The sequence below is a fragment of the Sphingobacterium anhuiense genome (genome assembly GCF_042686355.1).
Taxonomy (GTDB): domain Bacteria; phylum Bacteroidota; class Bacteroidia; order Sphingobacteriales; family Sphingobacteriaceae; genus Sphingobacterium; species Sphingobacterium anhuiense.
This window is the reverse complement of the sequence record NZ_JBHUPE010000012.1, coordinates 161631-173628: the sequence shown is the minus strand read 5'-3', so window position 1 is coordinate 173628 and position 11998 is coordinate 161631. Positions and strand designations below refer to the sequence as shown.

Here is an 11998-nt window from a genome sequence, read left to right as displayed (position 1 = left end):
CTGTACGTTTTTTATCTTTAGTAATTAAGACTTCATTATCAAATCCGGATTATCAGGTCCAAAATGTTTCAACATGACGATCGGATCTGTTTTCGAATCATTTTTAATGATGACACCTTTCATCGCAGCCGATTCTGAAACAAAATATTCGTCGTAGGTCAACTGCCCATAGCGGATCAGAGCCGGTGTTTCTAAAGTCCAATCATTTAACTTTCCGTAACCCTGCATCATAATCAATCCATAAGCCGCACCATCAGTGATCGTAACAGTTTGACCAGGAAAAACGGTCAATTCTTTTGCGCTAAATGCTGTCGATTTATAGCATATCCATTTCTCACTATAACCAGATTGCTCCATCTCAGCAATTGCCTTGACCGGTTTAGGGTACATAAATCGGTTCTGCATCATATTAGGATCCACATTCAAATCCCAATCAATAATATCCATTAATGCATTATAATCACCATGTTTATCATCAGGCACTCCCTTCCATAACAATTCTTCAGGAATGATCGCCTCATTGACCAAGGATTGATACATCGCAAAAACATCGGAAGCTTTTTGTGGTTCATATGTACACATACTACCTGGAGCATGCAATAATCCAGGAGGGACATCCCAGCCGGTTCCCGGTTCTAAACGGTAGGCTTGCGAGTAATTTGTGATCTTATTATCTCCTTTACTGAAATTTTCCAGGCATTCTTTGATCTGTGCTTTTGAGGTTCCGGGCGCTATACCCATAAAAGTATAAGGAAAATCGCCTCCATGGTTATTTAGCTGTGGAGGAAAATAGTACGCTTCAGGTTTGCCCGCTTGCCCAATCAAAGCCGCTTTCTCATCGTTATGGTGAATATGGTGAGGTAGTGGCCCCATGTTATCAAAGAATTTGGAATACATAGGCCAGCTTTGGTAATCAGACCAGATACGATTTCCAATCAATCTTTCTTTGAGATAAGAAACGCAATCCGACAACAAAAGTTGTTTAATCTCACCATCATGTTCATACACCACGAAACTAAGACCTTCAAATTCACCCGTCAAAGGACCATTTTTCGCAGGAGTAGTAGAAGACAGCCACCGCTCATCGATACCGCCACGTTCACCACCCAATACATAATAATCGTCTGGATGAAGTTTTATCCTTCTTCCAGGTACACAAAATGACCTAGGCACCCAGTTTGGCGCCAATCTAAAAATCCCTTTACCTTGTTCAAAAGCTTTTTCTATATTTTCCATTCCATCGTATTTATGTTTATAATCTACATGTTATCTTTAAAGACCTGAATTTCTTCAAGTGTATCTAATATGCTCAAAGAAAGCTGGTATACTTTTTTTTCCTGAGGTTTAAGAAAAATCAGTTCTTTACGTTCACGCATCATCTTTTGCCCCAACGGTGGATTTGTACCCGGTTCTAATCCAGTCACATATTCCCCAGGGCCCCAGTGTTGCCAATTGGTCAACCAAGGAAGCTGTTCTTTCTTAAAAGTTAGCGCAACCGCAAAACCCAGCTTTTCATTAAACAGCCCACAATGGCTATTTCCTTTCTGATCGCTTTTAGGAGATATAAACACCGCTTCTTCTCCTGCTCCCCGATGATCTTCACGTGGTTCTTGACAGGTTTTAAAATCATAGCCTGCTTTAAATATTTTATTGGATTCACCTGATTCCCGTGGCAGCCATTTTCCATTCCAAAGTAATTCAGTACCCGCATCCACAAGAGGCCAACCAAAGTTAAAGTGGTAGAGCAACAGGTGTGGTGCATCCATATTACCAACATTTTGGACCACATCTTCAATATGTATTGTAGGATCCCCGAGGTAACATCGGATTGTCCGAATCAACTCAATATAATGTCCAAGAGGATGTCCCTGTAGTATCCTCCCAGTGATCGATATTTCAAGATCTCCATTTAACAAATCCGGTTGTTTTATATGAATAATTTCTGCGGGAATATTACTAATCTGATCATGTAGTCCTCGACTTCCAAAAACATCCGCTTCAGGACCACCAACATGAGTAAGTCCACAAGTAACCAACAATCCACCACCAAAAGTGCGTAACCAATCTGCTCCCTTATCCGAAAAAGGTTGCGGTGCAGTTACCCCCAACTTACTGATCCAGCTCAAATTAAATTGGTTGAAATAAGCATCCGCAATATCCATAGCTCGATCTATAACAACTTTAAAACGCAATCCCGTACCTGTATTTATCCAGGCAATACGGGTACCACGTCCCCTTCCATTATCCAAAACCGAAGTCTCGATACCACCGACCTGTGCCACGTGCGACACTTTTTCCAACCAATCTTTCTTTGAAAAATCCACTTTTATTTATTTTTCTTTTTATAAACGTCATTATTCTCATTTCCTCCCGACATGAGGTATGCCATTAGATCCCGTAGTTCCTCAGGATTCAAGACATTTAAAGTCCCTGGAGGCATAATGGATACTTCGGAGACTTTGATGTCCTGAACATCTTTTTTTGCAATTTCCTTCGTTAACTGCGGTGCATAAGGATTTTGCGAAATGGTATAACTCTTTTCACTTTCACCCATCAGTCGTCCCATTTGCTTAGTTCCATCTTTCAGATGAAAAACTTTAGATTCATATTGATCAGAAATCACTTTGCTAGGTTCAATCATCGCTTCCAACATATCTTTAGGAGAGAAACGTGTTCCCAGTTGAGTAAGATCAGGTCCAACCGAACCACCCGAACCTTTCATAGTATGGCAAGAAGCACAGCGCAAGGCAACAAAAAGCTCACCCCCTCGTTTGAAATCACGTATCTCAGTATGACCATTAATATATTTGAGCGCTGTATCGATCTTCCAATCTCTTCCTGGCCCTTTGGCATTCTGAACTTTTTCGGCTAGTCTATTACCCGATTGATTAACCAATGAATCACCAGAAATCTTACTGTAATAGGCCAATTTATCCTTATTTACATGACTCAGTGCAATTTTTCGGGCTTTATCAATAAATCCGATGTAGCTATTGCCTCCTTTGTAACCAAAACCTTTATAGAACCACTTGAAATATTCATCATGCAATTCTGGGGTCCAACCCGTATGTGCAGAACTCAACATCGTTGCTAAAAATATCTGTTGCGCAGGAGGAATATTGGCCAACATGTCAGCGATATCCAGACCATACTGTGGATTACGCAAAATAAGATTGGAAGAACTCATAAAACTGGTATTGGTCGAATCATCCTTTGCTGAGTATAGTAATGGTACAGTCTTAGGTACAACACTCGCATCGCCAATAGCTACCAATACTTTTCCCAGTTCACGATTAACAAGGTTTATCTTCGAAGGATATAAACCCGCTAATCGCTCCGAAAGTAGAATACGTTGCGATTCAACAGGTGTCCCCATTCGAGCTATACTGACCTCATAAACACGCAAGAGATTTAAAAGCATCTGTTGCGGAAGCTTCCTAATGTCAATAGTTGCCAGCTTATTAAACATTTCTGCTTGTAAAGATTGATCTCCATTTCTGGCCAGAGCCAACATCGCTTCGGTGAGACGGAGTACATTTTTTTCCTGAAAAACAAGATGCTTCCATGTATCCACGGGTTGATGCTCCACTGCAATGCGTGCTGCATAACGAATAAAACGATCTGGATCACCAAGGTATTTCCACACTTTCTCAGCAGTGCCTGGTGCAGATGGTTTATGAAATTGTTCAATCTCGCGACGCAAGGCAATCCCCTTAGGAATTTCATTTTTCGTTTTCTTAGGCTCAATATCAGCATGTCCCTTATAATACACGCGATAAAGATCAGACTCCAACTTTCTCCCCCCTGTCAAAAAGTATAAAGCACCATCAGGCCCAATCTCTCCAGATGTCAATGCAAGTGGAGATCCCGATATAAATTCTTCCGCTTTTGCCTCATAAGTCGCTCCTTTTGGTGTTAACTGAACAGAATAGATAATACCAAAGCTCCAGTCAAATGCCAGAAGACTATTTCTATACTTATCCGGAAATTTCGCTTTGCTTGCATAGAGAAGATTCGTTGGCGAGCCCTGTCCGATATTCAGCGTACCAGGTAGGTTATCGGGGTAACTCGGATCCCACTTGGCATTACCAGTCCTCCATCCGTACTCAGCACCACTTGTTACATGACAGATCCTTGTTGGGCGATACCAAGGCATCCCAAAATCCCATTCCATATCCGAATCGTAGGTAAACATTTCGCCATCATCATTAAAAGTAATATCAAACGGATTTCGATACCCACCACTAATCATCTCCCAGTGTTTACCTTCAGGATCAGTTTTAGCAATCCAGCCCCCCGGTTCTTTACGATCGGTGGCATGACCCTGTGGATCTACGATATGAGGTAACAAATTATCGTGATGCCAGTTTGAGGGTAAACGATAGGCATCCATCTTGGGCAAATCAGTATGATTACCCGCAATTAAATATATCGCCGAATCAGGTCCAAGCACAACACTATGCGGTCCATGTTCACCCTCACCATTTAAGGCCAATAATTGTGTAATCTTATCCAGCTTATCATCCTGATTTGTATCCTGTAAACGGTACAAACCACTACCTTTCGAAAGCTGCTCATCCGGATTATGGTTCACCACCACATATAGACTGTTATGGGCCCATAACAAACCTTGAGCAAATCCAATTCCTACTTTCGTCGAACTAGTATCAGCCGGATTATCTAATGGAAAATCTAACTTTTCAATCTTAGGTTTCATCGTACTATCTGAACCTATAGGTGGCAATTCGATACGGAACAATGCTCCATACTGATCCGAGGTAATCATCCTCCCTTTATCATCAAAGGTCATCGCGACCCATGATCCCTGTTTATTATCCGACGGGCTATAGATATGATCTACTGCAAAACCCTCAGGTAAAACAATTTTCTTAGTCTTCGGATTCTCATCCTTAGTACCTTCATCTTTAATTTGTTCACGACATGCCCCCGCCAAAATGAGCAGGAAAATGGCAAACAACACGAGCTGCATGTTATTAATTTTTCTCATTGTTATTTGTTAAGCTGATATATTGTTTTGATTTAGATCATGGATTAATACCCCGTGTTTTGTGAAATCCCATTGGTTAGCACTTCACGCTGTGGAATAGGAAACAATAACTTAAAGGGCTGCACATTATAGGAAGCCGAACTTAAGCGCGAAAGACGTTTTTTCTCTTCCACTCCGTGAGCATTTAAGACTTCTTCCGCTTTTCCCATACGTAACAACTGGTACCATCTATGGCTCTCAAAAGCAACCTCGACACGCTGTTCCTTTGCAATAGCATCCCGTAAACCTTCCTTGGTCAAACCTGATAAAGGTTCCAATCCTGCTCGTTTACGTACCAAGTTTAAGTTTAGATAAGGATTTCCAACCCCAGACTCATTTTGCGCCTCTGCCAACATCAATAAGACATACCCATATCGGTATACTGGCCAATTCTCATTGGACCGTCCATCTTCAATATAAGGTGCATGATAAAATTTCTTGATGAAGGGCATTTTTCCACCAAAAGCGATTGCCTCTTGATAGGACGCATTTGAAGGATCATCGAACAAGGCTATTGATTTATCCTTCCGCAAATCCCCCGCTTCATATAGGTTATATATACTTGGCGTTGGAATATTAGATCCACCAAGATTTCCAGAATACCCCACTAACTTCAACTTGCCATTTCGGGGTCCGAACATATAAATAAAATTACTATTCTCACCTTCAACAGATTGATCATATTGCACTTCAAAGACAGACTCCTCATTATTTTTATTATTCGGGTTGAAACAGTTGGCATAATCAGGCAATAAAGCATAGCCCAATTGCGTAACCTCCTGAAAAGTAGAAGCTGCTTCAGCAAATTGCTTTCTTGTTAAGTATACCTCACCCAACAGCGTCAAAGCAGCCCCTTTAGTAATCCGTCCGGCATTATTCTTATCATAGCTATTTGGTAGATTTGCAACTGCATCCTTAGCATGTTGTATAATTACACCGTATACTTCTTCGACCGATGCCTTACCTTTGGTAAAAGCATCCGTTGGATTCGCAACTTCCTTCGTGTGTAATGGAATTTCTCCGAATAAGCGTACCAAATGAAAGTAGGTGAAAGCCTGTAAAAACTTCACTTCACCTATATATCGCTTTTTCAAACCTTCGTCGGCAAAAGAAACCTGATCAATTCGGCTAAGGATAACATTAGACTCTTGTATAACACTGTATAATGTTGCCCATACAGTATTGATATAATTATTTGAAGAGGTTATCAAAAATTCATCGATCTCTTCCCTTTGTTGCGCCCCTCTATCGGTTTCATCATATTGATAGTTGGTATTATCAGCAACCATTTCAGTCATCGCCCAAAAATCACTGGTATACAAACCTTGTAAGCGGCCATAGACCCCGTTCACAGCGCGAAGGACTTGTCCTTCATTTTCATAATAATTATCACCGCTGGAAAATGTATATGGTTTAACATCTAATAGGTGATTACATGAGGAAAGGATAAGTAGTCCCAAACTCAATAAAATATATTTTATGTTCATAACAGTAGACTTAAAAATTGAAATTTAATCCGAGTGTATAGATTCTTGGAACTGGATAAGCAGAGTAGTCAAGTCCTTGCACCAATGGACTAATATCACCTCTATTAATGTTGGTCCCTTCTGGATTACCATCATACCCCGTAATCAAGAAAGGATTTTGAATATTTCCATAGACTCGAATGTCCTTGATCACTCCCTTTATACTTTTAGGAAATGTATAACCGAAATTGATATTACGGATCCATACATAATCCGTTTTCTCTATAAACAAGGAATGCGTATCGCGATACATAACACGTCCTCTACCTGTACCATTTGTCGTCGGAACTAATCCACTACCAGGATTTGCTTCAGACCTCCAACGATCTGCGACCTCTTTACGTACATTAAAAACCCCATCAATATTATCCGTGTAAAAACGCGTGGCATGCAACATCTCTTGTCCCATTGATCCGACCATCAGCACACGCAGGTCGAAATTTTTATAAGAAAATGTATTGGTCATACCCCACGTAAAATCAGGATACGGATTGCCTATGACGTCAAAATCATCGTTCGGTGTAATCTCTCCATCGCCATTCACATCCCGCATCCGTAGATTTCCTGGAATAGCCCCTGGAAATGAAGCATATTTCTCTAGGTCAGCTTGATTTTGATAAATTCCATCAACCACATAGCCGATGATCATACCAACAGGCTGTCCGATTCGGGTAACATTAGTAAAGTTTCCTTCCGAACTTGCCCCAGAGAAAATCGGATCAGTGCTTCTTCCTAAAGCAATCACTTTATTCCTATTGAAGGAAATGTTGAAATCAGTATTCCATTTAAAGTTATCATTGGTAATATTGATGGAACTAACAGAAAATTCAAAGCCGGTATTTTCAACATCCCCTCGGTTTTCTGTTACAGAAGAAAAACCAGAGGACTGGGGAATCGGCGTATTTAACAATAAGTCTAAGGTATTACGCTTGTAATAGTTTGCTGCAATTGTCAGACGGTTATTTAAAGTCGCAAAATCTAAACCTATATTTAACTCTTTCATCTTTTCCCAACCTAAGAAACTATTACCTAAGCTGTTCATAATACGACCTGGTGCCAAACTACCACCAAAGACATAATTACCCGTTCCAATACTACTTAATGGCGCATAATTAGAAATATTGAAATTACCACTTCTACCGTATGATGCTCTAAGTTTCAATTCATCAACCCAAGTCGCATCTTTTAAGAATTTTTCTTCTGACAGCCGCCAGCCTAGTGCAACAGACGGAAACGACCCCCATCGATTATCTTTACCAAATCTCGAAGAACCATCCGAACGGAAAGATGCGGTCAGGATGTATCTATCTTTAAAAGTGTAATTTACACGGGCCAAGTAAGAGATTAATGCCCAATCTTCAATGCCCGTACCACCTGTGATCCTAGCCGCTGCATTTAAGGTCTGAATATCATCATCCGGGAATTGCGACCCATTGAACCCTGCCGACTTATCTTTTTGGGACTGAATGGAGTAACCCGCCAGCGCACTTATTGCATGACCATTATCCGAACTGTAATCATAGGTTAATGTATTCTCATTTGCCCAATTGATATATTGACCACGTGTATAATTTCCACTGGGAATCGACGGTCCTGGAGCATTTTGGTTTGCTAGAGTTGAAGGTCGAAAGTATTCACCACTTTCATCCTGATAATCAACGTTAAAAGTTGTCTTAAATTTTAGTTTAGGAAGAATGCTATACTCCGCATAGGCACTCATCAACACCTTCATTTTACTACTTTTATCGACACGTTCATTCAAGAACATAACCGGATTTGGGTTTCCAAAAGTACCCGGCGAAACGATATATGGATTATAAGTACCATCTGCATTATAGATCGTAGAAACGGGGGTGGAAATTTCGAAAAACTCATCCCTACCCTGCCCACTAACACCTCCTTTGAGATAAGATAGTGTAGGTGCAATATTCATCCCCAATTTTAATTTATTAGAGATATTGGCATCCACATTGCCTCGGACAGAAAACCTTTCAAAACCAGTATTCAACATCACCCCAGATTGATTCAGATAACCTGCGGAAACAAAAGAGCGCACCTGTTCATTTCCACCACTAAAACTCACATTAATATCAGACATTGGCGCAATTCGGGTCACTGCATCATACCAATCTACACCAGCCCCTAAAGCTTCAGGATTACGATATTCCTCTGGAATATCATTTAATGTAGGCTCTCTACCTTCCTCATATCGGATTTTATCTTCGATTGCCTCTTTACGAAACTGAGCAAATTCCATAGCATTCATCATATTGGGACGACCTTTTTTTGGTACTTCCTGAATACCTGAACTCGCCGCAACATTGATCTTCAATTTTCCAACTGTACCCTTTTTCGTATTGATCAAGATAACACCATTAGAACCTCTCGATCCATAAATCGCTGTTGCAGATGCATCTTTTAATACAGTCATAGATTCGATATCACTGGGGTTTATTGCCGTCAAAGGATTTGAGCGTTCGCTTGAAGAAGACGGAACCGGAAATCCATCAATAACATATAATGGCGATCCTCCTGCTCCGATAGCACCAATTCCACGTATACGAATCCTGGGACCACCTCCTGGTGTTCCATTGGAGGTACTTACCTGAACACCTGAAATCTGGCCCGTTAAGGCTTGATCAGGACTAGCAATAGCTTGCCCCCGAACATTATTCATCGATACCGATGCGATAGATCCAGTAACATCCTTTTTCTGTTGACTACCATATCCCACCACCACAACTTCATCGATGTCTTGTGACATACTGATTAGTGTAACGTGCTGCTCACCTGCTTTTGTAATCACAATTTCTTGGCTAGAATAACCTATATTCCGAAAAGACAAACTTTGGCCTTTCTTTAAAGTTATGACATAGCGCCCGTCCTCAGCAGTAGATGTGGCAACATCTGTACCTTTGACCTGTATAGTAACACCCGAGATAGGAAGTCCCTTTGCATCACGTACGATACCGCTAACAGTAATTTGCTCTTGGATATTGCTACGGGTAATTCTAGCTGAATTACTATTAAAAAGCATTCCATGATTTTCCTCCAAATCAAAGACAGGAGCCGAAGAACTCACCACTGAAGCTTGAATCTGAGACAGTTGAATATAAAATATTCCAGACAATAATAATGATGCTTTCAAAAGACTAGAACGTCCTAGTAGCGGATTTGAAAATTTTTCAGTCTGTGTTCTACATAAATTTTGGACTGTAAAATTCTCAGTTATTTTTTTGTTAAATTGATCATATTGCATAACTTTGCAAGGTTTGATGGTTTTAAGATTAAGAGTTTAGACGCTCTCTATTAATTTAAAATAAGGCCTTAAATGCATACCGATGGTGCTAGAACACTATCGGTTTTTTATTCAAGCTCGTTCTTAGTACGATTCTTCTCCCATACCTAAACCTCCTTTTTTATTAAAGTTTTTCATTCTATATTCTATTAAAGATATTAGGAACCAGGACAAAAGGCACCTATAAGTTGTTTATAATCAAAAGTATAAGGGTTGCTTTTTTTAGCTACCTCAAATATAAAAATCCGATATAGCTTAAGCATCCTGCACTATCCTGACTGACAATAAAAAATTAAAAGCAATTTGTTAAAAAGGGCTAATCAACGAAAGTAGAAGCATGTTTTTATAGAGAATCACCCATTTTCATTTCACAACAGGTAGATTGATGACATACTAAATATGGTTCTTTTAATGTCACAAATAGCCACATAAGATTTCTGTAGGGCTACATTAATCTTTTTGATGGATTCCATATTGTTACTTTAAGCTTATGGGGAGAAAAGATGGATAATCTATCGAATAGTTACTTGAGCAGTCTCTTTATCCACGTCAAATATGTTTCATTTTTGGTAAAATCATTATGTCCTTCGCCAGGAAGGGTGATAAACCGATCTGTTGGTTTTATAAATCTTGATAATTTCTTTGAAAAACCATAATATACAGCATCATCAGCATCTCCGTGTATCAGAACTAACTGGTAGGTTATTTTCTTCAAATAGCTATAAATTTCCAACTTAAATGAGTTATTTACAATTTTAAGAACTGGTACCAACTGATGTATCCAATCCGCTATTGAATAATAAGGAGCTTGTAAAATTACCATTTTCGGCTGGTTGTGAGCACTAAGGAATGATGCCGCTCCAGACCCAATGGATTGCCCTATTACCACTATTCTGTTTTCACTATATTTGGCTTTTAAAGTGTCATACATCAATTATACATCGTCGTATAATTGTTCCTGATTGGTCACTGTTCCCCCACTCTTACCATAACCCCGATAGTCCAGCAAGCAGAAATCATAACCTATTTTGGTATTTACACAAACGTAGGTCCTCTCTTTAATTTTTAGGTGCAGCAAACGAAGATCAGATGATTAACAAATTATACTTTTTAACATTATTTGTTCAGTGTTTGTTCAGTGCTTGCTCAGTGATTACTCAGTGTAGACTGTATCAATATTGACTGATTACTGTCTAAAAATTGATTAAAAATTGCTATTAGCTAAAATTTGGTATTAGGATGTTCCCCTTTTAATGTTTATCTTGATTATCTGTAAACTAATCAGGTAATTATGGCAATCATCAAAAATGGCGTTAAGAAGACTGTTTCCGGGAAAGCAGGTTCTGTTGTGTTTGTCTTAACGAAAACAGGAAATTATTTGCGTTCTCTTCGTCGCGTTAAAAAATGAGCACCTACACCTGAGTAACTGCTGAGTAGAACACGCTTCAAAATTGTTAGGTCGCATACTTAGTATGTTAAATCCCATTATCAATATTGGTTATAAGGCATACAGCTATCCTAAGCGGGCATATGATGTGGCGATGTCTTATGACTTGAACGAAACACTTCATACTTTTACTTGGTATAGAAATTTAGTAATAACCCGTTGTGCATTTTAAATAATACTGATTTTTAAATTATTGATATTTCTGATGAATATATTTTTGCCTATGTATTAAATGATGTTATAGCTATAATCTTGGTCAAGATTCTGGTTTTGAATCCATCGAAAGATTTAACATAATTAAGCCTTATCATGAACTGATCACACATTTAATGAAGGTAAGCGTAATTGGATAGCAATGTTATAAAAATAGGCTAACTTAGCTATATGAAAAAGATAACTTTAATACCTTGTTTATTTTTGTTTCTATTTTTGTTTTCTTGCCAAAATGAAGCTAAAAAAACAGTGATGTTGCTATACAGTGGCATTTGTAAACCTACTGTTCACTTGCTATTCACTTTATAAGTCCTCATCGCACTTTCAATTTGACTCTCTTCTGTTATGTCAGGATATAAAAATAACTCGGCACCTGAATGCTATTCACACCGGACACTATTTTCAGTCCTACTGCTATTGGTCCTTTGGGAAACATAACTATACTTGTTACGTCTACCTTTAAAAAT

At 39.2% G+C, this 11998-nt stretch carries 7 protein-coding genes and 1 pseudogene; 1 reads left to right on the top strand and 7 read right to left on the bottom strand.

The genetic code is table 11. From position 1 onward, the window contains the following. Positions 1 to 24 precede the first annotated feature (24 nt). The 6 genes from ACFS6I_RS21695 to ACFS6I_RS21670 all read right to left on the bottom strand — a co-directional run bounded on the left by ACFS6I_RS21695 (position 25) and on the right by ACFS6I_RS21670 (position 10802). Positions 25 to 1236: a hypothetical protein gene (locus ACFS6I_RS21695; protein WP_380923688.1), complete on the bottom strand. Its 1212-nt coding sequence runs from the start codon at positions 1234 to 1236 to the stop codon at positions 25 to 27. 23 nt (positions 1237 to 1259) lie between these two features. Continuing rightward, a complete protein-coding gene (locus tag ACFS6I_RS21690; protein ID WP_380923686.1) occupies positions 1260 to 2324 on the bottom strand; it encodes an aldose 1-epimerase family protein in 1065 nt (354 codons plus the stop codon). A gap of 2 nt (positions 2325 to 2326) precedes the next feature. Further along, the gene (locus ACFS6I_RS21685; protein WP_380923684.1) at positions 2327 to 5008 is read right to left on the bottom strand and encodes a c-type cytochrome; all 2682 of its coding nucleotides are present in this window, start codon (positions 5006 to 5008) and stop codon (positions 2327 to 2329) included. Between the two features lie 44 nt (positions 5009 to 5052). Further along, positions 5053 to 6534, bottom strand: coding sequence for a RagB/SusD family nutrient uptake outer membrane protein (locus ACFS6I_RS21680; protein WP_380923682.1), 1482 nt, complete (start codon positions 6532 to 6534; stop codon positions 5053 to 5055). Between the two features lie 10 nt (positions 6535 to 6544). After that, entirely contained in the window at positions 6545 to 9832 is a 3288-nt protein-coding gene (locus ACFS6I_RS21675) for a SusC/RagA family TonB-linked outer membrane protein (RefSeq protein WP_380923680.1), read from the bottom strand. A 562-nt stretch (positions 9833 to 10394) separates the two neighbouring features. Continuing rightward, positions 10395 to 10802 (bottom strand): alpha/beta hydrolase, encoded by a 408-nt coding sequence (locus ACFS6I_RS21670; protein WP_380923678.1) that lies wholly within the window; start codon positions 10800 to 10802, stop codon positions 10395 to 10397. Positions 10803 to 11343: 541 nt separating this feature from the next. Between ACFS6I_RS21670 and ACFS6I_RS21665 the strand changes: the two genes are divergently transcribed. Continuing rightward, positions 11344 to 11490, top strand: coding sequence for a hypothetical protein (locus ACFS6I_RS21665; protein ID WP_380923676.1), 147 nt, complete (start codon positions 11344 to 11346; stop codon positions 11488 to 11490). On the opposite strand, the pseudogene ACFS6I_RS24475 reads toward ACFS6I_RS21665, so the two are convergent. After that, positions 11487 to 11644, bottom strand: a pseudogene (locus ACFS6I_RS24475) (IS982 family transposase); the annotation flags it as partial. The gene ACFS6I_RS21665 and the pseudogene ACFS6I_RS24475 sit on opposite strands and share 4 nt — an antisense overlap. Between the last annotated feature and the right edge of the window lie 354 nt (positions 11645 to 11998).